Origin of the sequence: Pseudomonas sp. p21, from assembly GCF_001642705.1 — a bacterium.
Taxonomy (GTDB): Bacteria; Pseudomonadota; Gammaproteobacteria; order Pseudomonadales; family Pseudomonadaceae; genus Aquipseudomonas.
Map to the genome: position 1 here is coordinate 1,018,936 of NZ_LWBV01000001.1, position 26,080 is coordinate 1,045,015.

The 26,080-nt window shown below is 63.6% G+C and carries 20 protein-coding genes, 2 tRNA genes and 3 pseudogenes; 15 read left to right on the top strand and 10 right to left on the bottom strand.

Going from position 1 to position 26,080, the window contains the following annotated elements:
- Positions 1-9: 9 nt before the first annotated feature.
- Complete coding sequence (locus A4C63_RS04735; RefSeq protein WP_063911701.1) at positions 10-777, bottom strand: hypothetical protein; 768 nt, start codon at positions 775-777, stop codon at positions 10-12.
- 377 nt (positions 778-1,154) lie between these two features.
- On the opposite strand from A4C63_RS04735, the gene A4C63_RS04740 reads away from it, so the two are divergent.
- Together A4C63_RS04740 and A4C63_RS04745 are read left to right on the top strand one after the other, a co-directional pair.
- Positions 1,155-1,230 (top strand) — tRNA-Glu (locus A4C63_RS04740).
- Between the two features lie 3 nt (positions 1,231-1,233).
- Positions 1,234-1,309: transfer RNA gene (locus tag A4C63_RS04745), tRNA-Gly, on the top strand.
- 45 nt (positions 1,310-1,354) lie between these two features.
- Here the strand turns inward: A4C63_RS04745 and A4C63_RS04750 are convergent.
- Together A4C63_RS04750 and A4C63_RS04755 are read right to left on the bottom strand one after the other, a co-directional pair.
- Positions 1,355-2,449, bottom strand: a complete 1,095-nt coding sequence (locus A4C63_RS04750) for a fimbrial protein (protein WP_063911702.1) — start codon at positions 2,447-2,449, stop codon at positions 1,355-1,357.
- Positions 2,446-3,210 (bottom strand): fimbria/pilus outer membrane usher protein, encoded by a 765-nt coding sequence (locus tag A4C63_RS04755; RefSeq protein WP_256202894.1) that lies wholly within the window; start codon positions 3,208-3,210, stop codon positions 2,446-2,448. The genes A4C63_RS04750 and A4C63_RS04755 overlap by 4 nt, the downstream gene beginning before the upstream one ends.
- 94 nt (positions 3,211-3,304) lie before the next feature.
- Between A4C63_RS04755 and A4C63_RS04760 the strand changes: the two are divergent.
- A pseudogene (locus A4C63_RS04760) lies at positions 3,305-4,765 on the top strand (fimbria/pilus outer membrane usher protein); the annotation flags it as partial.
- Positions 4,766-4,771: 6 nt separating this feature from the next.
- Here the strand turns inward: A4C63_RS04760 and A4C63_RS25310 are convergent.
- The 5 genes and pseudogenes from A4C63_RS25310 to A4C63_RS04780 all read right to left on the bottom strand — a co-directional run.
- A pseudogene (locus tag A4C63_RS25310) lies at positions 4,772-5,026 on the bottom strand (molecular chaperone); the annotation flags it as partial.
- A gap of 61 nt (positions 5,027-5,087) precedes the next feature.
- Entirely contained in the window at positions 5,088-5,615 is a 528-nt protein-coding gene (locus A4C63_RS25315; protein ID WP_172827474.1) for a fimbrial protein, read from the bottom strand.
- A gap of 161 nt (positions 5,616-5,776) precedes the next feature.
- Positions 5,777-6,187: a PA2817 family protein gene (locus tag A4C63_RS04770; RefSeq protein ID WP_063911704.1), complete on the bottom strand. Its 411-nt coding sequence runs from the start codon at positions 6,185-6,187 to the stop codon at positions 5,777-5,779.
- Positions 6,188-6,363: 176 nt separating this feature from the next.
- On the bottom strand, positions 6,364-8,811 hold the full coding sequence (locus A4C63_RS04775; RefSeq protein WP_063911705.1) for an acyl-CoA dehydrogenase: 2,448 nt from the start codon (positions 8,809-8,811) through the stop codon (positions 6,364-6,366).
- A 132-nt stretch (positions 8,812-8,943) separates the two neighbouring features.
- A complete protein-coding gene (locus A4C63_RS04780; RefSeq protein WP_156510844.1) occupies positions 8,944-10,449 on the bottom strand; it encodes a hypothetical protein in 1,506 nt (501 codons plus the stop codon).
- 171 nt (positions 10,450-10,620) lie between these two features.
- Between A4C63_RS04780 and A4C63_RS04785 the strand changes: the two genes are divergently transcribed.
- The 3 genes from A4C63_RS04785 to A4C63_RS04795 all read left to right on the top strand — a co-directional run bounded on the left by A4C63_RS04785 (position 10,621) and on the right by A4C63_RS04795 (position 13,097).
- A complete protein-coding gene (locus A4C63_RS04785) occupies positions 10,621-11,244 on the top strand; it encodes a glutathione S-transferase (protein WP_063911707.1) in 624 nt (207 codons plus the stop codon).
- 144 nt (positions 11,245-11,388) lie between these two features.
- Positions 11,389-12,321 (top strand): ABC transporter ATP-binding protein, encoded by a 933-nt coding sequence (locus A4C63_RS04790; RefSeq protein ID WP_063911708.1) that lies wholly within the window; start codon positions 11,389-11,391, stop codon positions 12,319-12,321.
- Positions 12,318-13,097: an ABC transporter permease gene (locus A4C63_RS04795; RefSeq protein WP_003260104.1), complete on the top strand. Its 780-nt coding sequence runs from the start codon at positions 12,318-12,320 to the stop codon at positions 13,095-13,097. The genes A4C63_RS04790 and A4C63_RS04795 overlap by 4 nt, the downstream gene beginning before the upstream one ends.
- A 9-nt stretch (positions 13,098-13,106) precedes the next feature.
- Here the strand turns inward: A4C63_RS04795 and A4C63_RS04800 are convergent.
- Positions 13,107-13,613, bottom strand: a pseudogene (locus A4C63_RS04800) (DUF2062 domain-containing protein); the annotation flags it as partial.
- Between the two features lie 142 nt (positions 13,614-13,755).
- Here A4C63_RS04800 and A4C63_RS04805 point away from each other — a divergent pair.
- The 8 genes from A4C63_RS04805 (at position 13,756) to murB (ending at position 20,917) form a co-directional block, all read left to right on the top strand.
- Entirely contained in the window at positions 13,756-15,969 is a 2,214-nt protein-coding gene (locus A4C63_RS04805) for a DNA internalization-related competence protein ComEC/Rec2 (protein WP_063911709.1), read from the top strand.
- Between the two features lie 409 nt (positions 15,970-16,378).
- Positions 16,379-17,014: a MotA/TolQ/ExbB proton channel family protein gene (locus A4C63_RS04810; protein WP_016391244.1), complete on the top strand. Its 636-nt coding sequence runs from the start codon at positions 16,379-16,381 to the stop codon at positions 17,012-17,014.
- Entirely contained in the window at positions 17,011-17,445 is a 435-nt protein-coding gene (locus A4C63_RS04815; RefSeq protein ID WP_046617071.1) for a biopolymer transporter ExbD, read from the top strand. Before A4C63_RS04810 ends, A4C63_RS04815 begins: the two co-directional genes overlap by 4 nt.
- Positions 17,445-18,446: a tetraacyldisaccharide 4'-kinase gene (gene lpxK / locus A4C63_RS04820; RefSeq protein WP_063911710.1), complete on the top strand. Its 1,002-nt coding sequence runs from the start codon at positions 17,445-17,447 to the stop codon at positions 18,444-18,446. The genes A4C63_RS04815 and lpxK overlap by 1 nt, the downstream gene beginning before the upstream one ends.
- 44 nt (positions 18,447-18,490) lie before the next feature.
- A complete protein-coding gene (locus tag A4C63_RS04825; protein WP_011532874.1) occupies positions 18,491-18,676 on the top strand; it encodes a Trm112 family protein in 186 nt (61 codons plus the stop codon).
- A complete protein-coding gene (gene kdsB, locus A4C63_RS04830) occupies positions 18,673-19,437 on the top strand; it encodes a 3-deoxy-manno-octulosonate cytidylyltransferase (RefSeq protein WP_063911711.1) in 765 nt (254 codons plus the stop codon). The genes A4C63_RS04825 and kdsB overlap by 4 nt, the downstream gene beginning before the upstream one ends.
- The gene (locus A4C63_RS04835) at positions 19,437-19,901 is read left to right on the top strand and encodes a low molecular weight protein-tyrosine-phosphatase (RefSeq protein ID WP_063911712.1); all 465 of its coding nucleotides are present in this window, start codon (positions 19,437-19,439) and stop codon (positions 19,899-19,901) included. Before kdsB ends, A4C63_RS04835 begins: the two co-directional genes overlap by 1 nt.
- A complete protein-coding gene (murB, locus tag A4C63_RS04840) occupies positions 19,898-20,917 on the top strand; it encodes a UDP-N-acetylmuramate dehydrogenase (protein ID WP_063911713.1) in 1,020 nt (339 codons plus the stop codon). The genes A4C63_RS04835 and murB overlap by 4 nt, the downstream gene beginning before the upstream one ends.
- A 186-nt stretch (positions 20,918-21,103) precedes the next feature.
- Here murB and rne read toward each other — a convergent pair whose 3' ends face one another.
- Positions 21,104-24,322, bottom strand: coding sequence for a ribonuclease E (rne, locus tag A4C63_RS04845; RefSeq protein ID WP_172827475.1), 3,219 nt, complete (start codon positions 24,320-24,322; stop codon positions 21,104-21,106).
- A gap of 798 nt (positions 24,323-25,120) precedes the next feature.
- Here rne and rluC point away from each other — a divergent pair.
- The gene (gene rluC, locus A4C63_RS04850; RefSeq protein ID WP_063911715.1) at positions 25,121-26,077 is read left to right on the top strand and encodes a 23S rRNA pseudouridine(955/2504/2580) synthase RluC; all 957 of its coding nucleotides are present in this window, start codon (positions 25,121-25,123) and stop codon (positions 26,075-26,077) included.
- Positions 26,078-26,080 lie beyond the last annotated feature (3 nt).

Here is a 26,080-nt window from a genome sequence, read left to right on the forward strand (position 1 = left end):
GTTCAAGCATCAGTCGTACATCACCTTCTTCTTCCAGGTCTCTTCCTCATCGGTCTTGAGCCCCTGGGTCAGTTCATTCTGCTCGTCCTCCGCCGGAGCCATGCGGTCCAGCACCTGGGCGTTGGCGCGGGCCAGCAGTTTCTCCAGGTACGTCAGCTGCTCTTCATACACCTTTGGCTCCGGCTGTTTGCGCAGGTACTGCACGCCACGCTCGAAGGCCAGGCGTGCCTGGCCCGGCTGGTTCTTCTGCAGGGCTTGCTGGCCGAGGTTGTTGAAGAACTCGATATGCAGCAGCACCAGAATATGGCGGATTTCCTTGACCCAGTGCTTGGCCTCGGGCGTGGGCAGGAAGCCTTCCTGGGCGGCGCGGGTCACCTGGTTGTGCAGCGCCTCCAGCAAGAAGCGCACATCCTTGGCCTTGACCTCGGTCTGGATCGGGTTGGGCGGGTTGTTTACCGGGATCTGCCCGCCCTGGGCAATCAGCCGCTCCAGTTCGGCGATGCGCGCCTTGAGTTCGGCGTTGTGCTTGTCCATCGCCAGTTGGCGCTGGTTGAGGTTGAGCTCCAGGCGGGTCAACAGCAGCTTCAGCGCCGGGGTCATGAACTGGCCGGGGAAGGTCTCGGTGATTTCGCCACAGCGGCGCAGGCGGTCGGCCAGCTCGACCTTCATCCGGGCACGTTCAAGCTTGCCGTTCTCGACCACGTTGTTGAGGTAGCCGATCACGATCAGCAACGCGATGCCCGCCACGATGAGCAGGGTGATCAGAAGTGGTGTCACCGTTAATGCCTCATTGAAGAAGAATTACACCCTTGAGTGTAGTGAGTTCGCCTGGGTACGAACAGCCGCTAAATCCCAGTGCCGGCCTCTTCGCGGGCTTGCCCGTTCCCACAGGTGCAACACAGACCTGAAGGGTGGCGATAACCCTGTGGGAGCGGGCGAGCCCGCGAAGAGGCCGGCACAGGATTGCTTCTCTCTATATCGACAACACATCCCGCAACTGCACCCCTACCTACCCGGAAGTCATTGATTTAAATAAATTTCTACAAAGGGGTTGACGCCTGTACGAACCATCCATAGAATGCGCGCCACTTGCAGCGTAAAGCACACAGCGAAACGCGGCAGGGAGTGAAAGCAGGCAGTAATGCCAGCAGCGTGTCCCCTTCGTCTAGTGGCCTAGGACACCGCCCTTTCACGGCGGTAACAGGGGTTCGAGTCCCCTAGGGGACGCCATTTGCGGGAATAGCTCAGTTGGTAGAGCACGACCTTGCCAAGGTCGGGGTCGCGAGTTCGAGTCTCGTTTCCCGCTCCAGTTTAATACTGTGGCGTCTATGCGGTGCAGTGGTGGTGAGGGTCTTTATGGCGCTTCACGCCGATAGCTGATGGTGAAGTCGAGCGCGCCTTTGGCCTTGCCAGGCGTAACCCGGTCTTCGGTCTGGTAGAAATGCGCACGATAGGGCAGGCGGGTGAGAGGGAGTTCGAGTTTTTTGTTGCTCGAAACGTGTTCCTGCAAGGGTACGGGAATCCCCAGATCATCGGTTATCTGGATGCCGATGCCTTTCGCCGTCGAGCCATTGCCCAAGCTGAACAGGCCCTGCTTCGGGTCGATCGCCACCGAGCCATCGGTACCTGTCAGATAAATATAAGCGGTGGCGGTGCTCGCTGCTGGGTCGTCCTCGCAGTCACTCAACGTGATATGGAACGGTATGCTGGTTGTAGTGGTGCCCTTTCCCGGGAAGTCCGCCACTGTGTGGCTGCCCAGGTCCACTGGTGAGGCACTGACGGCATCGCTTTTCAGCGTGCACTTTGCCTGGTGCAGGGTGGCGCTTGCCCGCAGGCGAAAGGCATCAGGCACATCCGTGGTACTGCCATGGGCGAGTTCTTCATCCAGCAGGATCGGCCCCGCCGCGATGGGCCCGATCTTGACTAGCGTGACCCTCATGCTCATCGGGCCAATATTCAGGGGGGTGGCCATGGTGGTCATGTTGGTACCGTGGTAAGGCACTGTATTGTCGCCGCCGGTGGATATGAAATTGTTGTTGGCTTGGTTGGCAAACGGCCAGCCCATCTCGATCACCGCGCCAACCCCTGCGATCCGTGTTCTGACGACCCTGCTGGCGAAGCGCCCATTACCCAGTCGTGCAGGCAGGTTGTGGACGAAGGGCGCGGTGTAATCGATGCGTGCTTCCAGCAGTCGATCGCTGGCGTTGGTGCATTGGACGCGAGTGGTTGATGGGTCCTGCAGGTTGACAAAGAATTTGGTGGCGATTGGCTCACCGACTGGTAGATCCCTTGGCACCCATACATTCGTGAATTCTGCTGTGAACACTGCGGAGCCAGAGCCGTATTCGGTGATGCAGCCTGATGCGGCATAGGCGGCTTGCAGGGTAATGAAAGGCAGGCTGGCGAACAGCAAGGCCGTTCGCAGGCGCGGGCGAGTGAAAGTGTTCATGGGTTGTTCCTGTCGGAGGAGGCTTGGCAGCGCAAGGTCTGCAGGCGGTAGCCTTGTTCAAGCGGCAAGGTGGCGGGCGTGATGTCGAAGCTGCATTGCTGCTCATTGCCTGCGGTCCATCTGGCCAGTAGTCGCTGGTTCTCAAGGTGGGTGGCCACCAGTGTCTGGCCGCCTTGGCCGACCACCGCCAGTTCCTGGCCTTGTACATCGCTGACCTGTGCGCCGAACGGCAGGGGGCGGCCGTCTGCTTGCAACAGGGTCAGCACCAGGCGGTTTACTCGGCGCGCCGCGAACTCAGCCAGCACTACGGCGCCGCGGCGTGGCACCACCTGCGTGGCGCCGTTGTCGATTTCGATTTCCGGGTCGAGCTGGTCCAGTTGCAGCACCACGGGGTTGGCCCGGTAAGGGCGCATGTAAGGTGCCAGAGCATAGCCGTCGCGGTTGGTTTTGCCCTGTTGTCCCTGGCTGACCCCGATCCCGGCGATATCCGGCACATGCACCACGGCGTTGGTTTCGCCTATGAAGGGGGCCAATAGCATGCCGCCACCATGTGCCAGCAGGGCGCCGCTGGTGCTCAGCGACAGGCTGCGGTAGTCGGTGGCTTCGCTGTAGCCCATGCCATAGTTGGCGTGGCTGCCTTGGTAGGACAGCGACAGGCTGCCACTTTGCTGAGTGTCGTTGGCCAGCGTGGCCCTGTAGTTCAGGCGCCGATCGTTGAAGTGGCCGCTGAGGCTGGCGCGTTCGCTGTACTCCCTCCCCACCAAGCGACCGCCTCGCCCTAGCCAAACACGCCTCGCTTGCCACCGCCGGCACCGCCTAACCGCCGCGCTTCAATGTCCAACCCAGGCATCCGTCATGCTCAAGCCCTTCAAACGCCGGCAGGCGCTGTCACGCCTGCGCTTTTTGCCCCTCCCTGCGCTCGGCGCAAGCCTGCTGAGCCTGCCAGCCGTGGCCGCCCCGCCCGATCTGCAGTTCGAGCCCGGCTTCATCCGCCAAAGCCCGGGCCAACCCGCCAATGCCGGCGCCCTCGCCCTGCGAGCCCTGGCCGAACACCGGCCCCTCGCAGCTGGCCGCTACACCCTGGATCTGTACGTCAACCTCAGCCCGCAGGGCAAACGGGAGATCACGGTCAACGAGAGCAACGACGGCCATGCCCTGGTGCCATGCCTGAGTGCCGAACTGTTGGGAGAAATCGGTGTGCGGGAGCAACACCTTACCGTCAGGCAACCCGGCAACGAAGGCAACTGCATCGACCTTGCCACACAGCTGGACGGCGCCAGTGCCGACCTGGATACCGGCAAGCTGCGCCTGAACCTGTCGATCCCCCAGTCCTACCTGCGCCGCGACACCAGCGGCGCCATCGCCGAAAGCCACTGGGACGACGGCATCAATGCCGCGTTCGTCAACTACCAGGCCTCGGCCCAGCACAGCAACCGGCGTGGCAGCGGCAGCCGCAACGACCAGGACCTGTACCTGAACAGCGGTATCAACCTGTACGGCTGGCGCCTGCGCAGCCAGCAGGCCCTGCGCGAGAACCACCAAGGCGACCTGCGCTGGACCCGCAGCAATACCTACGCCCAGCGCGACCTGCCTGCGCGCTGGGGCACCCTCACCCTCGGCGAAACCTTCACCCAGGGTGAGGTTTTCCGCAGTTTGCCGTTCAAGGGCCTGAAGCTGGCCTCCGACACCGGGATGCTGCCCGACGCCATGCAGAACTACGCCCCCGTGTTGCGTGGGGTGGCGCAAACCTACGCCAAACTGGAGGTACTGCAGAACGGTTACCCGCTCTACTCCACCTTCGTCGCCCCCGGCCCGTACGAAATCGATGACCTGGCCGTTGGCGGCAGCAGTGGCGAACTGGAAGTGGTGCTGACCGAAGCCGATGGCCAGGTGCGCCGCTTCATCCAGCCTTACTCCACCCTCAGCAACCTGATGCGTACCGGCGTGTGGCGCTACGACCTGGCCCTTGGCCGCTACCACGGCGCCGGTCAGGCCGACACTCCGGCGCTGTGGCAGGGTGCGCTGGCCCGGGGCATCGGCTGGGACAGCACCCTGTATACCGGCATACTCGGTGGCGACTACTACCGCGCCACCACCCTGGGCCTGGCGCGGGACTTCGGGGTACTCGGCGCATTGTCGCTGGACATCACGCAAGCCACCACCGACCTTGGCCCGGCGCTGGGCGAAGTGAAGGGCAACAGCCTCTCGGCCCGCTACGGCAAGGCCTTCGACAGCGGGACCAACCTGCGCTTTGCCGGCTACCGCTATTCCACCGTTGGCTACCGCGACTACGACGAAGCCGTCCTGCAGCGCAGCGGTTTTGGGGTCGAGCCGGAACAGGGTGGGGGATGTGGCAAAAGGCACTGCGGTGCTGGTGTCGTCGGCCTCAGTGTTTACCCAGGCTTGCACCGCGTAAGGGGCTTGGCTTGGGTTGGCGACAACTACCGAACTGCTGTGTTTGTCGCTGAGGTGGACAACGCGGGTGTCGCTGATGGTCAAGGCCGCTTCACTCGTTGAACAAAGCGTAGCCAGGCAGGCAACGCTGAGGGCGTACTTGCGCAGTTTGATTGTGGGCATGGCGGACCGGCTTGGGAATTGAAACGGATGAGTCCCCCCTGGCAGCGCCAGGGGGCTTTTATCAGCGGATGTCGACATCGAAGGAGATGCTGGTATCGATGTGTCCCTCGGTCACCGACGGCTTGGTAGTGACCAGTCGGGCGAGGAAGACTACGTCGGTGTGGCCCGTATTTTTTAATTCATAGCCCGCCGATTCGGTCCCAGGTGGCAGCCGCGTCGCCTTGTCGTCGATCGCAAGAGCCAAACCTGTGGTGTAGCCTATACCGCTCTTCAGGGCATAAAGGTCGGGGTTGTCCTTGTCAGGATTGTGATTTGCCGTGAACGTCGTATAGGCTGATTGGGTGCCTGTTACGCAGGATGCCGGGATTCGCAGCGCAAATTGTTTATCTGGGGTTTCCTGCCCGACTGCGTTAAACGCGGTTGTCTTGAAGTCGCCAAGGAGAACAAGCGGAAGGAGGGGGCCGCCTGGTGTTACGACCTCGACTGGGCAAGTGCCTGGGGCTTTTACTGTGCCCTCAAAGGTGATGATGTCGGCCATTGCTACAGTGCTGCTCAAGCTCAGAGCCAGCACGGATAGTGTTTTTTTCATTGGATGATCCCTGTTGTTGGAACGCTGCGAACACATGTATCTCAGCGCATCGGCAGAGTACGCAGGGCAACGCAGGGGATCTGTAGGCGAAGGCAGCACACACCGGGGGAAAAGAATGTTCGAAGTGATGTTGCCGTTCCCTTCGCCAGGGCCGCGTAGAATCAGTGGCGGGTATCGGCGGCCGTCGAGGCCAGCAACTGCTTTTGTTCGAACCAGTCGAAGGCCTCGCCACGCTGCTCGCATTCGTAGCGGCGCTCTTCCAGGGCCTGGTACAGGTCCAGCTCTTCGTCAGGCATGAAGTGCAGGCAGTCGCCGCCGAAGAACCACAGCAGGTCACGTGGTACCAGGTGGGCGATTTGCGGGTAGCGCTGGATCACCTGGCAGATCAGGTCCTGGCCCAGGTACTGGCTTTGCAGTGGGTCTTGCGGCAGCAGGACCAACAGCTCGTCGAAGCGTTCGAGGAAGAGGGCGTGGCTTTCCTCCGGTACCTGCTCGGCTTCACCCAGGGCTGCCAGGATGGTGCGCAGGTGGTTCAGCAGTTGCAGGTGGTATTCCAGGTGGGGGTTGGCCATGGGGCGGTCCTCGGGGTTGTTGAAACGAGGGCGGAGTATACGCCGGTTGGAGGCGGTGGTGGCAGCTCCGGCCTCATCGCGGGCAAGCCCCGCAGGGATAGCACATGGCTTGAGCTCTGCGCGGTCGAGGTGGGCGCTGGCTTGCCGGCTATCGGGCCGCAAAGCGGCCCCTGCTTTCAGCGTACCTTGCCCTGTTCAGGCAGCAACTGTTCCTTGTCGAAGGCATCCACATCGATCACCGCCCGGCGTGCTTGTTCCGCCGCATGCAGGCGGTGCCCCTCGTCAGGTTGCAGCACACCACTCTCGACAGCCGCATCGATCGCCGATTGCCCAGGTGCTGGCTGCACCTTGCCTTCCCTGATCGCCTGATGAAGCGCCTTGTGCAGTGGCACTGCCTCATCCAGCAAGTCGCAAGCCCGTTGCAGCGCTGCCACCGGGTCGCCCTCGGCCTGTGGCCTGAAGCAACCAGCAAGCAACTCTTCCAGCGCAGGGTCGCCCTTGCCGCGGCCGATCAGTGCCGCCACTTCGGCATCCAGTTCATCGCTTGGCCCGGTATGACGGCGGCCGAAGGGGAACACCAAGAGCCGTAGCGCGTAGCCGACAAAGCGGTTGGGGAAGTTGTCGAGCAACCGGTCCAGGGCTGTTTCCGCCTGGCCCAGGCTTTCTTCCATGGCCCAACGCAACAGTGGCTGCATGTATTCTGGTGAGCCAAGGTCGTGATACCGCTTCAGTGCTGCGCTGGACAGGTACAGGTAGCTCAGCACATCTCCGAGCCTTGCGCTCAGGCGCTCACGGCGCTTGAGTGCGCCGCCCAGCAGCATCATCGACAAGTCCGCCAGCAAGGCGAAGGCCGCCGCCTGGCGGTTGAGGGCGCGGAAGTAACCCTGGCTCAAGGCATCACCGGGTACTGGCTCGAAATGACCAAGCCCCAGGTTGAACACCAGCGTGCTGGCCGCGTTACCGGCGGCGAACATGATGTGTTTCATCAGCAGATCGTCGAACTCCCGTAGCGCCTGGTCGCGGTCGTCGCGGGCCGCCAGGGCCATTTCCTTGAGCACGAACGGGTGGCAGCGGATGGCGCCCTGGCCGAAGATCATCAGGTTGCGCGAGAGGATATTGGCGCCTTCGACGGTGATGAAGATAGGCGCGCCTTGCCAGTTGCGCCCCAGGTAATTGTTCGGGCCCATGATGATGGCCTTGCCACCGTGCACGTCCATGGCGTGCTGGATGCACTCGCGGCCGCGTTCGGTGAGGTGGTACTTGAGAATCGCCGATAGCACCGAAGGCTTCTCGCCCAGGTCTACGGCCCTGGCGGTCAGCAGGCGGGCGCTGTCCATCAGCCAGGCATTGCCACCGATGCGGGCCAGTGATTCCTGGATGCCTTCGAAAGCCGCCAATGGCACATTGAACTGCTCGCGGATATTGGCATATTGGCCGGTGACCAGGCTGGTGTACTTGGCGGCACCGGTGCCCACGGCGGGCAGGGAGATCGAGCGGCCTACCGACAGGCAGTTCATCAGCATCATCCAGCCCTTGCCGAGCATGGCCTGGCCGCCAATGAGACAGTCCAGCGGCACGAAAACGTTCTTGCCGCTGTTGGGGCCGTTCATGAAAGCGGCGCCTAGCGGCAGGTGGCGCTTGCCGATTTCCACGCCCGGGGTGTCGGTGGGGATCAGCGCCAGGCTGATGCCCAACTCTTCTTCCTCGCCCAGCAGGTGGTCCGGATCGTAGGCCTTGAACGCCAGGCCCAGCAGGGTAGCGACCGGGCCGAGGGTGATGTAGCGCTTCTCCCAGTTCAGGCGCAGGCCGATGACTTCCTTGCCGTGCCACTGGCCCTTGCAGACCACGCCGGTGTCGGGCATTGCGCCGGCATCGGAACCTGCCAGTGGGCCGGTGAGGGCGAAACAGGGGATTTCTTCGCCGCGAGCCAGGCGGGGCAGGTAGTGGTCGCGCTGTTCGTCTGTGCCGTAGTGCAGCAGCAGTTCGGCCGGCCCCAGGGAGTTGGGCACCATCACGGTTGAGGCCAGGTCGCCACTGCGGGTGGCCAGCTTCATTGCCACCTGGGAGTGAGCGTAGGCCGAGAAACCCTTGCCACCGTACTCCTTGGGGATGATCAGGGCGAAGAAACCGTGCTGCTTGATATGTGCCCAGGCCTGCGCTGGCAGGTCCATGTCCTGGCCGATCTGCCAGTCACTGACCATGGCGCAGAGTGCCTCTGTCGGGCCATCGATGAAGGCCTGTTCTTCCTCGGTCAGCTTCGGCGCCGGGTAATCGAGCAGGATGCGCCAGTCGGGGCGGCCGCTGAACAGTTCACCGTCCCACCACACGGTGCCAGCATCGATCGCCTCGCGTTCGGTTTGCGACATCGGCGGCAGAGTACGCTGAAACCAATGGAACACCGGGCCGGTGAATACCTTGCGGCGCCAATCGGGCAGGGCCACCAGGGCGATTTTCAGCGCCAGCACGGCCCAGATCAGCGTCAGCAGCCAGCCGGGTGCATGGCTGAATATACCCATCAGCAGCACAAAGGCCGCCATGATGCTCAGTATCTGCAAGGGTGGCAGGCGCCTGTGCGTGAGGTACGCCGCGCCGATCACCAACCCCGCCAACCACAATAACCACATAGCCTTTCCTCCATGGAAACGGTGTTCGAAGCCTATGCCAAGAGCTTAGACGGCCGCTTGGCAAAGGCTTGACCTGAACAGTGACAAGGTGTGGCTGGAGGCGTTCGCTGCAAGGTATCCCGGGGCAGGCAATCAGGTCTTGTTCCATCTGGCCACGAAGGCCTCGGCCGTCATCAAGGGTACGGGCACGATGATGTAGGCCCAGTACCAGTTCGTCAGGTCCTCCATTACGCCCTGGATTACGGTGAAACGGCTGGTCAGGCCGGGCGTAAAGATGCCGGACTTATCAAGTTTTCCGTCACCTGCCATTACTTTCCATTCGGTCAGGTGGGCAGGGGCTTCGATTTCCTTGCCCTTGTTGCTGTAGAACAAGCGCAGCTTCAAACGGCCTTGATCAAGCTCGGTCTTGATGAAGAAATTGGGGGCGATGTTCAGAACCACAAAGGTCGATACAAGGGGAAGCAAGCCAAAACCTGTAAGTACCCGATCTATTCGCACCGGCTCTTCGAATGACGTCCTGGTTGCTGTTGGTGCCTCGGTCAGGCTGTTGTCAGCCAGGCGAATTTCCGGCTTGGCTGGTGCCGAGTAATCGCATTTATAGCCATTGGGCTTCAATGAGCCGTGGCCGCGTCCGTCCAATTCCCAACGAGGAGTAGCCGTACCTTGCGGCTTCACTTCAATCCGGTGGGCAGTGCTGCCGGCGCTGACCGCTGCGACCAGAGGGTCGGCGTGGAAGCTCAGCGGTGCCTGGGGTTGTGCCTGCTCCGCATTGGCGCGCAGGAACCTGTACGACATCTTGTAAACAGAGTTTCCAATCAGGTCTTTTTTGTCGCATAGCACATAGGACGGCGGTAGCAAGAGGAGGGCAAGGTCGGTGAAGTCGCTGTAGTAAATCGGGTCTGTCATTTCTGCATGGGGTATATAGACAGCCAGTTGATCCCTAGGCGTGCTGTCTTGCCTGGGGAAGCTTCCTGTTTCGCTGTCCCCGTTCACGATATAGAGAACGTGAGCCCCTGAACTTGGGTGCTTGCGCAAGTAAAATCGTAATTTATCCAGTAGCCATTTACTTTGTGTGCTGGCTTCTACCTTGTAAGGCTGGATGATGCGCTGCTCGTCCGGGAGGGCATTGAAACGTTGGCGAAAGATGTCTGCCAGCTCTACGTCAGGCTCATCCGAGCCAGTGGCCTGTATATAGAAGCTTGAGTCTTTTTTAACTTTCAGCGTCAACGCTGCGCCGGGCCCTGCACAATGCCCGACAAACCCGTCCAGGGGGAACTCCTGGTATAGGTATTGCGGTTCGTTCCTGGTAAATGCAACCACCCTTTCCAGGTTTGCCCTGAGTTTTCCACCAAATACCGGTGCGGACCAGATGAAGTTGGCAAAGGATATCATGCGTGAGCAGACCCGCACACGGTCCTGGAGATATTGCACAAATGGCGTCGCAAGTTCGCAGGTGACAAGTTCGCTGGTTACCCCCCTGAGCCGTTCGTAATGAATGCTCTCGTGCAGCACGGGGGGCTTCGATCCGATCAATCGCTCCCGCGTGTTATTGATGTCGGCCGCATCGAAAATGATGTGCATGCGCCAGCCGCGCATGTCGTGATCGGTTTGTAAGGGGGCATGAGTTTCCTGTTCCATGGTGTGGCCTCGCTGCGCTGGTAAGTGCACTGATTGCAACATCGGCACTGCATCCCGGCTACTGGCAGATTTGTCAGGTAGGCGATGCCCGGATACGCAAGCGTGGTTTCGGCTGCAACCTGGAGGTTGTAGGGGTAGACTCTCCCTTCGTATTCATTCAGGGATGTCGACATGCTGAAGATCTGGGGCCGCAAGAATTCGAGCAATGTACGCAAGGCGCTGTGGATCGCCCATGAACTGGGCCTGGATTTCGAGTCCATCGACGCCGGCGGTGCCTTCGGCGTGGTCAACGAGCCGCACTACCGCGCTCGCAACCCCAATGGCCTGGTACCGATGCTGGAGGACGGCGACCTGACCCTGTGGGAATCCAATACCATCGTCCGCTACTTGTGCGCCGAGTATGGTGCGGAGCAGGGCTGGTACCAGGAAGACCCGCGTCAGCGCGCCCTGGCCGACAAGTGGATGGACTGGACCACCTCGTCCTTTGCCGCCCCGTTCCGCCCGCTGTTCTGGGGCCTGCTGCGCACCCCGGAAGACCAGCGCGACTGGGTGGCCATCAATGCCGCGCACAAGCAGTGCGCCCAGTTGCTGGCCATCGCCGACGAAACCCTGGCCAGGCAACCTTACCTGTCCGGTGACCAGATCGGCATGGGCGACATCCCACTGGGTAGCTTCATCTATGCCTGGTTCGAAATGCCCATCGAGCGCCCGGCCATGCGCCACCTGGAAGCCTGGTACGAACGTCTCAAGGCCCGCCCGGCCTACCAGGCGGCGGTGATGACCGCGCTGACCTGATCGAACACCACGGCTGTTTCGATAGTCACTATCAATACACATGACTGTACTTGTGCGGCCAGGCCAAGCACCATTGGCCGCACTCACTGCGCCAGTGACTTTGCCTGGCGTGTCCTGCACCTTTTTTTCGGTAAGTGACCCGCTATGAGTTCCGCCCTGTCCATCCGACAGCTGACCAAGACCTACGGCAATGGCTTCCAGGCCCTCAAAGGCATCGACCTGGATGTTGCCGAAGGTGATTTCTTCGCCTTGCTCGGCCCCAACGGTGCCGGCAAGTCCACCACCATAGGCATTCTTTCCACCCTGGTGAACAAGACCAGCGGCACGGTCAATGTGTTCGGTCACGACCTGGACCGCGAGCCATCGGCGCTCAAGCGCTGCCTGGGCGTGGTGCCGCAGGAGTTCAACTTCAACCAGTTCGAGAAAACCTTCGACATCGTCGTGACCCAGGCCGGCTACTACGGCATCCCGCCCAAGGTGGCCAAGGAGCGCGCCGAGCAGTACCTGACCCAACTCGGCCTGTGGGACAAGCGCGATGTGCAGTCGCGTTCGCTGTCCGGGGGCATGAAGCGCCGCCTGATGATTGCCCGTGCGCTGATCCACGAGCCGCGCCTGTTGATTCTCGACGAGCCCACCGCTGGTGTGGACATCGAGCTGCGCCGTTCGATGTGGAGCTTCCTTACCGAGCTCAACCAGAAGGGCATCACCATCATCCTCACCACCCACTACCTGGAAGAGGCCGAGCAGCTGTGCCGTAACATCGGCATCATCGACCACGGCACCATCGTCGAGAACACCAGCATGCGCCAGTTGCTGGGCAAGCTGCATGTCGAAACCTTCGTGCTCGACATCAAGCAGGACCTGGCCACTGCACCGACGTTGCAGGGCTACCCGTGCCGGCTGCTGACCCCGCACACCCTGGAAGTGCAGGTGGACAAGGACATCGGCATCACCGCGCTGTTCGGCCAGCTGGCGCTGCAGAACATCGAGGTGCAGAGCCTGCGCAACAAGACCAACCGACTCGAGGAGCTGTTCGTGTCCCTGGTGGAAAAAAACCTGTCGAAGGTGGCCGTATGAGTGTGGAACTGCGCACCAACTGGGTCGCCCTGAACACCATCGTCTACCGCGAAGTGCGGCGCTTCCTGCGCATCTGGCCGCAGACCCTGCTGCCGCCGGCGATCACCATGGTTCTGTACTTCGTCATCTTCGGTAACCTGATCGGTCGGCAGATCGGCGACATGGGTGGCTTCACCTACATGGAGTACATCGTGCCGGGGCTGATCATGATGTCGGTGATCACCAACTCCTACGGCAACGTGGTGTCGAGCTTCTTCGGCAGCAAGTTCCAGCGCTCGATCGAGGAGTTGATGGTGTCGCCGGTATCGCCACACACCATCCTCGTCGGTTATGTGCTGGGTGGCGTGCTGCGCGGCCTGGCGGTGGGCGTGATCGTGACCTTCCTGTCGCTGTTCTTCACTCACCTGCAGGTGCACCACCTGGGCGTGACCGTGGTCGTGGTGCTGCTGACCGCCACCATCTTTTCGCTGCTGGGCTTCGTCAACGCGGTGTTCGCGCGCAACTTCGACGACATCTCGATCATCCCGACCTTCGTGCTGACGCCGCTGACTTACCTGGGCGGGGTGTTCTACTCGATCAACCTGCTGCCGCCGTTCTGGCAGACCGTGTCGCTGGCCAACCCGGTGCTGCACATGGTCAATTCGTTCCGCTACGGCATCCTAGGGGTGTCGGATATCAGCATTGGCACGGCGATTACCTTCATGCTGGTCGCCACCGCGGTGCTCTACCTGGTGTGCGTGCGCTTGCTGGTCAGTGGCCGAGGCATGCGTGCCTGAGGCTTGGCACCGGCATTGGCGGCGACGCCACTGCCGGGCCACCCACCAGCGCCAGTAGAGCATGGTGGTGAAGTAGCCAAGTATGCCCAGCACCACGCCGCACACCACCGAGCCGAGCAGGAAGGGTTGCCACAGCGTCGACAGCTGGTCGGTGATCCACTGGAACGTCAGCTCGTCGGGAAGGGTACGCGGCGGTACCTGCATCAGCCAAGCGCCGGTCATGTAGGTGACGAAGAACACCGGTGGCATGGTCAGCGGGTTGGTCAGCCATACCAGGCTGACCGCGATCGGCAGGTTGCCGCGCAGCGGGATGGCCAGCGCGGCGGCCAGCAGCATCTGCGCCGGCATCGGGATCAGCGCCGCGAACAGTCCAACGCCCATGGCCCTCGCCACCGAATGGCGATTCAGGTGCCAGAGGTTCGGGTCGTGCAGCAACTTGCCAAAGAAGCGTAAGGACTTGTGTTCCCGAATACTGGTCGGGTCCGGCATGTAGCGTTTGAAAAGTCGGCGCGGCATGTAGGCTCCCGGAGCGTTGATCCGGGCAGTATGCCCTGATTCCCGCTCAGCCTCGTTTAGAGTTTGTGACAATTGTTGAGCAAGCATTGCCGGCAATTGGGCTATGCCTCAGAAGGTGATTTCGCTTCTGGAGCTCTACCTCATGCGCACAGGGATGTTTGCGCTCGCGCTCGGGTTATTGTGCCTGGGCTTTCTCCCCGCATTGCCATCGGTCGGATGGCTGATATCGCTGGCTGTGTGCGCTGCCGTCAGCCTGTGTACCCGCGTTTGGCCGTTGGGCTGCTTGCTGCTGGGCTTGTGCTGGGCTTGCTGGTCCGCCCAGCAGGCCCTTGATAATCGCCTTGCTGCCGGTCTGGATGGCCGCACCTTGTGGCTGGAGGGGCGGGTGGTCGGTTTGCCGACCAGAACTGCGCAAGGCGTGCGCTTCGAGTTGGAGGCGCCGCGCTCGCGGCGGGTCGAACTGCCGCAGCGCCTGCAATTGAGCTGGTTTGAAGGGCCGCAGCTGCGGGCGGGCGAGCAGTGGCGGTTGGCCGTGACCTTGCAGCGCCCGGCCGGGCTGCTCAACCCGCATGGGCCGGATCGTGAGGCGCAATTGCTGGCGCGGCGGGTGGGCGCCACCGGTACGGTCAAGGCCGGGCAGTTGCTGGCGCCGGTTGCCAGTGGCTGGCGCGACATGCTGCGCCAGCGCCTGCTGGCCGTCGAGGCCAATGGCCGGCAGGCAGCGTTGGTGGCACTGGTGCTTGGCGACGGGGCGGGCCTGGCCCGGGAGGACTGGCAGACGTTGCAGGCCACCGGCACGGTGCACTTGCTGGTGATTTCTGGCCAGCACATCGGTCTGGTTGCCGGCTTGCTGTATGGCTTGGTCGCCGGGCTGGCGCGCTGGGGGCTGTGGCCGGCACGGTTGCCGTGGTTGCCTTGGGCCTGCGGTCTGGCCATGACCGCAGCGCTGGCCTACGGCTGGCTGGCCGGTGCAGGCGTGCCGGTGCAGCGGGCCTGCCTGATGCTGGCCGTGGTGTTGCTCTGGCGCCTGCGTTATCGCCACCTTGGTGCAACACTGCCGCTGTTGCTGGCGCTGATCGCGGTGCTGCTGGTCGAACCGTTGGCGGCGCTGATGCCTGGGTTCTGGTTGTCGTTTACTGCAGTGGCCACGCTTATCTATTGCTTCAGCGCCCGCTTGGGCGGCTGGCGGCCATGGCAGGTCTGGACGCGGGCGCAATGGGTGATTGCCATCGGCTTGCTGCCGGTGTTGTTGGCGACGGGCTTGCCGGTGAGCCTGAGTGCGCCGCTGGCCAACCTTGTGGCGGTGCCGTGGATCAGCCTGGCGGTGTTGCCTTTGGCGTTGCTGGGTACGTTACTGCTGCCGTTGGGTGTGTTAGGGGAGGCGGTGCTCTGGTTGGCAGGTGGCCTGCTGGATCTACTGTTCCAGCTGCTGGCGCTGGTGGCGCAGCAACGGCCTGCATGGGTGCCGCCGGCCTTGCCATTGTGGGCCTGGCTGCTGGTCTGCCTGGGTGCGCTGCTGGTTTTGATGCCCCATGGCGTTCCACTGCGCGGGTTGGGTGGGGTGATGCTACTGGCGCTCTGGGTGCCCAAGGAGCCGGTCCAGTTCGGGAAGGTCGAGGTCTGGCAGCTGGACGTCGGCCAAGGGTTGGCGGTGCTGTTGCGTACCCGGCATCACAGTCTGCTGTACGACGCCGGGCCGGCCCGGGGAGAAAGCGACCTGGGTGAGCGGGTGGTGCTGCCTACCTTGCGCAAGCTGGGGGTGGGTAGCCTGGATTTGATGCTGGTCAGTCATGCCCATGCCGATCATGCCGGTGGTGCTGGCGCAATACAGCGTGGTCTGCCGGTCAAACGGGTGGTCGGTGGCGAAGTGCTGGAAGACATCCAACTGCAACCTTGTGCCAGTGGCGAGCAATGGACGTGGGATGGCGTGCGCTTTACGCTGTGGCGCTGGGCTGATGGGCGCAGCAGCAATGACCGCTCTTGTGTGCTGTTGGTCGAGGCGCAGGGCGAGCGGTTGTTGCTGGCGGGGGATATGGAAGCCGGTGCCGAACGGGCCTGGCTAGCGGCCAACGAGGTACCGCGTATCGACTGGTTGCAGTCGCCGCACCATGGCAGTCGCAGTTCTTCCAGCGAGGCTTTTATCCGGGCCACGGCGCCGCGTGGGGTACTGATTTCGCGGGGGCGCAACAATAGTTTCGGGCACCCGCATGCACAGGTGGTCGAGCGTTATCGGCGGCATGGGGTGGTGGTGCATGATACCGCGGTGGAGGGGGCGTTGCGGTTGGTGTTGGGGAGGCAGGGGGAGGTTGAGGGGGTGAGGGAGCAGCGGCGGTTTTGGCGGGTTCGGGTGGAGTGAGGTGCCGTGGCTTACAGGTGCTTGCCATTACATTTTCAGCGCCTGTGAGATCGAGCGCCGCCCGCGCGGCGCATCGCGAGCAAGCTCGCTCCTACATCTGTTTCGGGCCAGTTATTCCAGCGTCATTGGCGCGCGGCCCCTTGGCGTCCACCTCGATATCGTGTTGGAACAACAAGGCGGTCGCGCGCGCTGGTACAGGCGTTATTGGCCCGAAACAGATGTAGGAGCGAGCTTGCTCGCGATGCGCCGCGCGGGCGGCGCTCGATCTCGCAGGCGCTGCAACTGTCATGGCGAACCCCCACACCTCACCCCCCACAACCCCCCGCAACCCAATTCCCTGACCTCCGGCAGATGAGCCCCCGGCGCGCCTATGGTAGAGTGGCGGCCTTTTTCCGAAGGGGCGTTTACTGTGTGGGAATTGGTCAAGTCCGGTGGTTGGATGATGCTGCCGATCATTCTGAGCTCCATCGCTGCCATGGCTATCGTCGTCGAGCGCCTGTGGACCCTGCGCGCCAGCCGCGTCACCCCGCCGCACCTGCTCGGCCAGGTGTGGATGTGGATCAAGGACAAGCAACTGACCAGTGACAAGCTCAAGGCCCTGCGCGCCGATTCGCCGCTGGGCGAAATCCTCGCCGCCGGCCTGGCCAACTCGCGCCATGGCCGCGAAATCATGAAGGAATGCATCGAGGAGGCCGCGTCACGCGTCATCCACGAACTGGAGCGCTACATCAGCACCCTCGGCACCATCGCCGCCATGGCTCCGCTGCTGGGCCTGCTGGGCACCGTGCTGGGCATGATCGACATCTTCAGCGCCTTCATGGGCTCGCAGATGACCGCCAATGCCGCAGTGCTGGCCGGTGGTATCTCCAAGGCCCTGGTCACCACCGCGGCCGGCCTGATGGTCGGTATCCCGGCGGTGTTCTTCCACCGTTTCCTGCTGCGCCGCATCGACGAGCTGGTGGTGGGCATGGAGCAGGAGGCGATCAAGCTGGTGGAAGTGATCCAGGGTGACCGTGAAGTGGAAGTGGCCGGAGGCAAGGCGTGAAGTTCCGGCGCAATCGCCAGCGGGAAAACGTCGACATCAACCTGGCGTCGCTGATTGACGTGGTGTTCGTCCTGCTGCTGTTCTTCGTGGTCACTACCACCTTCACCCGCGAGACCCAACTGCGCGTCGAGCTGCCCGAAGCCGCCAGCGCCGAGCAGGCGCCACCCGACCAGGGCAAGCTGGTGGAGATCACCATCAGCGCCGAAGGCGTGTACTCGGTGAACAACCACCTGCTGCCCAAGAGCGACCTGGCTACCCTGAGCGAAGCGATCGAGCGTGAGTCGGGCGGCGACAACAAGCTGCCGCTGGCCATCAGTGCCGACGGCAAGACCCCGCACCAGGCGGTGGTCACCGCGATGGATGCCGCCGGCAAGCTCGGTTTCAGCCAGTTGCGCATGACCACCGTCGAGGCGGCTCAGGGCACGCCTTGATGGCCTTCGTCGACCGTCTGCTCGCCGCCTGGTACGCCGGGCACCCGGCCTTGGCGCTGCTGCGCCCGCTGGAGGCGCTGTATCGCCGTGTGGTCACGCGCAAGCGGGCGCGTTTTCTCAGTGGCGAAAGTGCCAGCTACCGGGCCCCGGTGCCGGTCATCGTGGTGGGTAACATCACCGTGGGTGGTACCGGCAAGACGCCGATGATCCTTTGGCTGATCGAGCACTGCCGGCAGCAGGGGCTGAAGGTGGGCGTGGTCAGCCGTGGCTATGGCGCCAGGCCGCCGCAGCTACCCTGGCGCGTGCGGGCCGATCAGGCGGCCGGGCAGGCCGGCGACGAACCACTGCTGATCGTGCAGCGCACCGGCGTGCCGCTGATGATCGACCCCGACCGCTCCCGCGCCGTGCAGGCACTGCTGGCCAGCGAACCCCTCGACCTGATCCTGTGTGACGACGGCATGCAGCACTACCGCCTGGCACGCGACCTGGAGCTGGTGCTGATCGATGCCGCCCGTGGCCTGGGCAATGGCCGCTGCCTGCCGGCGGGGCCGTTGCGTGAGCCGGCCGAGCGCCTGCACGAGGCTGATGCGGTGCTGTTCAACGGCGCCAGCGCAGACCGCGCCGATGGCTTCGGCTTCCGCCTGCAGCCGTCCGCCCTGGTCAACCTGCGCAGTGGCGAGCGGCGCGCGCTTGACCACTTCCCCGCAGGCCAACGCCTGCACGCGGTGGCCGGTATCGGCAACCCGCAACGTTTCTTCAATACCCTGCTGGGGCTAAACTGGCAGCCGGTGCCGCATCCCTTTGCCGACCACGCGCAGTTCAGTGCCCAGAGCCTGGCCTTCAACCCGCCGCTGCCGTTGGTCATGACCGAGAAGGATGCGGTGAAATGCCGGGCCTTCGCCGCTGACGACTGGTGGTACCTGGCCGTCGAGGCGCAGCCCACGCCGGCTTTCAGTGCCTGGTTCGACAACCAGTTGCAACGCTTGCTGCGCAAGCCCTGAGCCTGTTTTCAATTTCCGGCCACCTGGCCTAAAGGAAGCCTCCAATGGACACCAAACTGCTCGATATCCTGGCCTGCCCGATCACCAAGGGCCCGCTCAAGCTCAGTGCCGACAAGACCGAGCTGATCAGCAAGGGCGCGGGCCTGGCCTACCCGATCCGCGATGGCATCCCGGTCATGCTGGAAAGCGAGGCGCGTACCCTGACCGACGAAGAGCGTCTGGACAAATGAGCCTGGATTTCACCGTGGTGATCCCCGCCCGCCTGCGCTCCACGCGCCTGCCGGGCAAGCCATTGCTGCCGATCGCCGGCAAGCCGATGGTGCAGCATGTGTGGGAACAGGCGCGCAAGAGCGGTGCCAGCCGTGTGGTCATCGCCACCGACGACGCCAGCATCCTCGAAGCCTGCCTGGCCTTCGGCGCCGAAGTGCTGATGACTCGCGCCGACCATGAGTCCGGCACCGACCGTCTGGCCGAAGTCGCCGCACACCTGGGCCTGCCGGCCGATGCCATCGTGGTCAACGTGCAGGGCGACGAGCCGCTGATCCCGCCGGTGATCATCGATCAGGTGGCGGCCAATCTGGCCGCGCATCCGGAAGCCGGCATCGCCACCCTGGCCGAGCCGGTCCACGAACCGGAAACCGTATTCAACCCCAACGCGGTCAAGGTGGTCAGTGACAAGAACGGCCTGGCCCTGACTTTCAGTCGCGCGCCGCTGCCCTGGGCCCGCGATGCGTTTGCCAAGGACCGCAATGCGCTGCCAGAAGGCGTGCCGTATCGCCGGCACATTGGCATGTACGCGTACCGTGTCGGCTTCCTGCAGGACTTCGTCAGTTGGGGCCCGTGCTGGCTCGAGCAGACCGAAGCGCTGGAGCAGTTGCGTGCCCTGTGGCACGGCGTGCGCATCCATGTCGAAGACGCCATCGAGGCGCCTGCCGTGGGCGTGGATACCCCTGAAGACCTGGAGCGCGTGCGGCGCTTGCTGGAGGCCTGATGCGCGTCCTGTTCGTCTGCCTTGGCAACATCTGCCGTTCGCCCACCGCCGAAGGCGTGCTGCGCCATCAATTGCAGGCTGCCGGGCTTGCCGACCGGGTACATGTGGCCTCGGCCGGCACCGGCGACTGGCACGTTGGCAAGGCGCCTGACAGCCGCACCTGCAAGGCTGCGCTGGCGCGCGGGTACGACCTGTCTCAGCAGCGCGCCCAGCAGGTCAAGGCGGCGCATTTTGCCGAGTACGACCTGATTCTGGCCATGGACGAGAGCAACCTCGGCCACTTGCGTGCGATGCGCCCGCACACGGCAGTGGCGGAGCTCGACCTGTTCCTGCGCCGCTATGGCGCAGCGCTGGATGAAGTACCAGACCCGTACTACGGCGGGGCCGACGGCTTCGAGCAGGTGCTCGACCTGGTTGAAGCGGCGTGCCAGGCGCTGGTGCTGGAAATCAAGGGGCGGCTATGACAGTGCAGTGGCAGGAGCTGGTATCGCTCAAGCCGTACAACACCTTTGGCATCGATGTGAAGGCGCGCTATTTCAGCCCGGCACACGATGACCAGGAGGTGCGCCAGGCATTGAGCCAGGCGCAGCAACGCGGCTTGCCGGTGCTGGTGATTGGCGGCGGTAGCAATTTGCTGCTGACCGGTGATATCGACGCATTGGTGCTGCACATGGCCAGCCGTGGCCGGCGCGTGCTCAGCGACGATGGCGAACGTATCGTGGTCGAGGCCGAGGCTGGTGAGCCGTGGCACCCATTCGTGCAGTGGACTCTGGCGCAGGGGTATTGCGGGCTGGAGAACCTCAGCCTGATCCCTGGCACCGTGGGCGCCGCGCCGATGCAGAACGTGGGCGCCTATGGGGTGGAAATCAAGGATGTGTTCGTCGGCCTGACCGCCCTGGACCGCGAGACCGGCGAGTTGCGTGACTTCGGCCTGGCGGAATGTGCCTTCGGGTATCGCGACAGCCTGTTCAAGCGCAACCCCGGGCGTTGGTTGATCCTGCGTGTGCGCTTTGCCTTGCATCGCACGTTGCAGGCCCGCCTGGACTACGGCCCGGTGCGCCAGCGCCTGGCAGAGCAGGGCGTGACCGAGCCGACCGCGCAGGCGATCAGCGAGGCGATCTGCAGCATTCGCCGCGAGAAGCTGCCAGACCCGGCTGAGCTGGGTAATGCCGGGAGCTTCTTCAAGAACCCGGTGGTATCGGCTGAACAGGTCGAGCGTATTCGTGCGCAATACCCGGGGGTGGTGGCTTATCCCCAGGCCGATGGCCAGGTGAAGCTGGCGGCGGGCTGGTTGATCGAGCAGGCTGGCTGGAAGGGCCATCGCGAGGGGGATGCCGGAGTGCATCGTTTGCAGTCGCTGGTGCTGGTCAACTATGGCCAGGCGAGCGGGGCGCAGATGCATGCGCTGGCACGGCGGATCCAGGCCGATATCCTCGAGCGGTTCGGGGTCGAGTTGGAGATGGAGCCTAACCTCTACTGATTCATTGCCTGGGCTGGCCCTTTCGCGGCTAAAGCCGCTCCCACAGGGACCTCACAGGGCCTGAGGGCAGTGAGGTCCCTGTGGGAGCGGGTTTACCCGCGAAGAGGTCGGTACAGGCAAAACGCCTAGCCAAGAAAAAGCCCCGTCAGTTCGCACTGGCGGGGCTTTTTCATTCAGCCTTGGCTATCAACCGTGGTGAGGCTTGTGCTCATCGGCGGCTTCCAGGGCTGGCTCCTCGGCGGCTGCAGCAGCTTCCTGCGCGGCCTTGGCGGCAGCCTCGGCCTCGCGCTTGCGGCGACGCACTTCACGCGGGTCGTTCGGCGCGCGGCCGTTGGCCAGCATGACAGTGGCAGGCTCCACCGCCGCAGGGGCTTCGACCGGTGCAGGCTCGACGACCACTGGGGCAGGCTCGGCCACCACTTCTGGCTGGGCTTCGACAACCGGGGCAGGTTGCTCGGCAACCGGAGCAGCTTCGACCACGACCGGGGCCTGTTCGATTTCACCGGCCTCGACGGCAGGTGCTTCTACCGATGCTTCGGCAACCACCGCCGGCTCGGCAGCAGGTGCCGCCTCAACCACTGGCTGTGGAGCGACTTCGACCACCGGCTCGGCAGTTGCCTCGACCATGGCCACCGGCTCGCTGATCGGCTGCTCGACCACCGGGGCCACGGCCACTTCTTCAGCCTTGGCGGCAGCTTCGACCTGTTCGACCTGCTCAGCCTGCTCGACCGGCTGGGCGACTTCGGCGGTGGCAAGCTCGGCCTGCTGGTTGGCCTGGGCTTCGGCGTCGGCACTGATGTTGCTGCTGGCGACAGCGGCAGTCACGGCCAGGCCAGCGGCCAGTTCGGCACCCAGTTCGGTGGCCTGGTGCGGTTGTGGCTGCTCTTCGCCGCCTTCTTCTTCGCTGCCGTCGATCAGTTCGCCATTGGCGTTGCGCTGACGCTCACGACGGTTGCTGCGACGACGCTGGCCACGGGAGCGGCGGCGCGGGCGCTCGCCATCGGTGCCTTCCTGTTCGTCCTGCAGCACTTCTTCGTTCGGCAGTTGCTCTTCGGCCAGTTCGGCAGCCTGCTCGGCGGCTTCTTCGGCTACGCGTGGCTGACGCTCCTCGCGTGGTGGGCGTGGGGCGCGTTCTTCGCGTGGAGCACGCTCTTCACGGGGGGCACGTTCCTCACGAGGTGCGCGCTCTTCACGTGGAGCACGTTCTTCACGTGGAGCACGCTCTTCGCGAGGTGCGCGTTCTTCACGCGGTGCGCGTTCTTCGCGTGGAGCACGTTCTTCACGGGCTACACGTTCCTCGCGCGGCTGGCGCTCTTCACGCTCGGCCGGGGTGGCGTCCAGTGGCTCACGCAGTTCGCGCACGCGCTCTTCGCCACGGTTGCCGCGGCGGTCTTCGCGTGGCTGGCGTGGTGCACGTTCTTCACGCGGTGCACGCTCTTCGCGTGGGGCGCGTTCTTCACGTGGCGCACGCTCTTCGCGCGGTGCACGTTCCTCACGTGGCTGGCGCTCTTCGCGCGGCGCGCGCTCGGCACGCTCTTCGCGTGGCTTGCGTTCTTCGTCGCGGCGGCCGTTGCGGTTGCGGGTCTGTTGGCGGCCGTTGCGGCGTTCTTCGTTGCGTGGGCTGCGCTCGGCGGCCGGTTTCTCGGCGGCGGTGACAACCGGCGCGGCAGCAGGCTCTTCCTTGGCGGCGAACAGGCTTACCAGCGACTTCACCAGGCCCTTGAACAGGCTTGGCTCCGGAGCGACCGGGGCAGGCGCGACCGGGGCGGCAGGCTGCGGCTCTTCAACAGCGGCTGGTACCGGCGCGTTGGCGCGGGCCGGGGCGGTCTTGACCGCGGCCTCCTGACGTACCAGGGTGCGGGTGGCAGTCGGCTGCGGCGCTTCTTCGGTTTCGGCGGCGGCGATCTCGTAGCTGGACTGGTTGCTCAGCACTTCCGGGTTGTCGTCGCGCAGGCGCTGGACTTCGAAGTGCGGGGTTTCCAGGTGATCGTTCGGCAGGATGATGATGCGCGCACGGGTGCGCAGTTCGATCTTGGTGATCGAATTGCGCTTCTCGTTGAGCAGGAAGGCAGCCACCGGGATTGGCACCTGGGCGCGAACTTCGGCGGTGCGGTCCTTCAGGGCTTCTTCTTCGATCAGGCGCAGGATGGCCAGCGACAGCGATTCGACGTCACGGATAATGCCGGTGCCGGAGCAGCGTGGGCAGACGATGCCGCTGCTTTCGCCCAGCGACGGGCGCAGGCGCTGGCGGGACATTTCCAGCAGGCCGAAGCGCGAGATGCGGCCGACCTGGACGCGGGCGCGGTCGGCTTCCAGGCACTCGCGAACACGTTCTTCAACGGCGCGCTGGTTTTTCGCCGGGGTCATGTCGATGAAGTCGATGACGATCAGGCCGCCGATGTCACGCAGGCGCAGCTGGCGGGCGATTTCCTCGGCCGCTTCCAGGTTGGTCTGCAGGGCGGTTTCTTCGATGTCGCTGCCTTTGGTGGCGCGCGCCGAGTTGATGTCGATGGACACCAGGGCTTCGGTCGGGTCGATCACGATCGAGCCGCCGGACGGCAGGTCGACCACGCGCTGGAAGGCGGTTTCGATCTGGCTTTCGATCTGGAAGCGGTTGAACAGCGGCACGCTGTCTTCGTACAGCTTCACCTTGCTGGCGTACTGCGGCATCACCTGGCGGATGAAGGTCAGGGCTTCTTCCTGGGCATCGATGCTGTCGATCAGCACTTCACCGATGTCCTGGCGCAGGTAGTCGCGGATGGCGCGGATGATGACGTTGCTTTCCTGGTAGATCAGGAATGGTGCGGCGCGGTCCTGGGACGCTTCCTTGATGGCGGTCCACAGTTGCAGCAGGTAGTCGAGGTCCCACTGCATTTCTTCGCTGCTGCGGCCAAGGCCGGCAGTGCGCACGATCAGGCCCATGTCGCCCGGCACGGTCAGGCCGTTCAGGGCTTCACGCAGTTCGTTGCGCTCTTCGCCTTCGATGCGGCGGGAGATGCCACCAGCGCGCGGGTTGTTCGGCATCAGCACCAGGTAGCGGCCGGCCAGGCTGATGAAGGTGGTGAGGGCGGCGCCTTTGTTGCCACGCTCTTCCTTCTCGACCTGGACGATGACTTCCTGGCCTTCGCTCAGTACTTCCTTGATGTTGACCCGCCCTTCGGGGGTTTTCTTGAAGTATTCGCGGGAGATCTCTTTCAGCGGCAGGAAGCCGTGACGTTCGGAACCGAAGTCGACGAAGGCGGCTTCGAGGCTGGGTTCGATGCGGGTGATCTTGCCTTTGTAGATGTTGGCCTTTTTCTGCTCACGCGCGCCGGACTCGATGTCCAGGTCGTAGAGACGTTGGCCGTCCACCAGGGCTACACGCAACTCTTCGGGTTGAGTCGCGTTAATCAGCATTCTTTTCATGTTGTACCGTCGGTTTCCGGGCTGCCGGAAACGGCGTTCGGCACACACGACGTCTCATGGTCGGTGCCAAGGTGCGCAAAGGGTGGCCGGGCCACCCCCGTGTCGAGCAACGTTCGGCACCAGCCGGTTGCCCAGCCTGCCGTTGTCGCGACGACGCGTCCTGTTTGCTGCGGTGCCAACAAGGCCCCGGTGGCTTCGAATTGGAATCCGAATCAACCAAGCGGGCCTTGTGCACTCAGTCAGGAGGAGGAATCAACCGTCAGCCGTGGACGCCCGGGGGCATCTGTTCAGGACCTTATCCGCTCGCCAGCCGTCAGTGGGCTGGTGGGCCGGACGCGGTGCTACACGGTCCGAGGGCTGTGCATCTCCACCCTGCACGTATCCCTGATAATTCGGGTGCTGCCGCGCGCTGAATCCGCAACGGGTTGCATTTTTCGCCAACGCAGGTTCTGCGCTGGCGCCATTCATGTCCAAGGCAGGTATTTCCGAAGCATTCGCCGGGCGTTGCGTGGAAGCGACGGGGCGGGCAGAGGTGCAGCGAAAAGAATCGGGTAAGCAGGTGAAACACCGCACTTGTCGTTTTTTTTCGGTCTTCTCTACACAGCGCTGGTGGCGATTCCAGGCAATTCGGTAAACTGGCGAAAACCCCGTAGGACGGCCTCGCGTCCTGGAGAATTGCGTTGGTCAGGGGCCGGCTGGAAGCCTGGTGCCGCTGGCCTGCCGCTTTTGGCGGCGTTCGCGACTATAGCAGCAATGATTAAGTGCTTCAATTCCATAAAAAATTGTTATGATCCCGCCATGACGACCAATACCCCTCCGACTTCCGGCGTTCAGCTGATCGAAGTCGCGCCGGAGCTTGCCGGCCAACGCATCGACAATTTCCTTATCACGGCCCTCAAGGGCGTGCCCAAGACCTTGGTCTACCGCATCCTGCGCAAGGGTGAAGTACGGGTCAACAAGGGGCGCGTCAAGCCAGAGTACAAGATCCAGGCCGGCGATATCGTGCGGGTACCGCCCGTCCGCCTGCCGGAACGTGACGAGCCGGCGCCGGTGGCCCAGGGCCTGCTGCAGCGTCTGGAGGCGGCCATCGTCTACGAAGACAAGGCGCTGATCGTGATGAACAAGCCGGCCGGCATCGCCGTGCATGGTGGCAGCGGCCTGAGCTTCGGCGTGATCGAGGCACTGCGCCAGTTGCGCCCGGACGCCAAGGAGCTGGAACTGGTGCACCGCCTGGACCGCGACACCTCCGGCCTGCTGATGATCGCCAAGAAGCGCAGCATGCTGCGCCACCTGCACGCGGCGCTGCGTGGTGATGGTGTCGACAAGCGCTACATGGCGCTGGTGCGCGGTCACTGGCCGACCTCGAAGAAGCAGGTCAGTGCGCCATTGCTCAAGAGCAACCTGCGCTCCGGCGAGCGCATGGTCGAGGTGAACGACGAGGGCAAGGAGGCGCTGACCCTGTTCCGCGTGCTGCGCCGCTTCGGCGAGTTCGCCACCATTGTCGAGGCGCGCCCGATCACCGGCCGTACCCATCAGATCCGCGTGCATACCCTGCATGCCGGGCATATGATCGCTGGCGACAGCAAGTACGGCGACGAAGACTTCAGCCGCGAAATTCGCGAGTTGGGTGGCAAGCGCCTGTTCCTGCATGCCTACGCGCTGACCGTACCGCTGCCGGACGGTGGCGAGCTGAAGCTCGAGGCGCCGGTGGATGAAGTCTGGGCGAAAACCGTTGAACGTCTGAGTGCGTCCTGATCT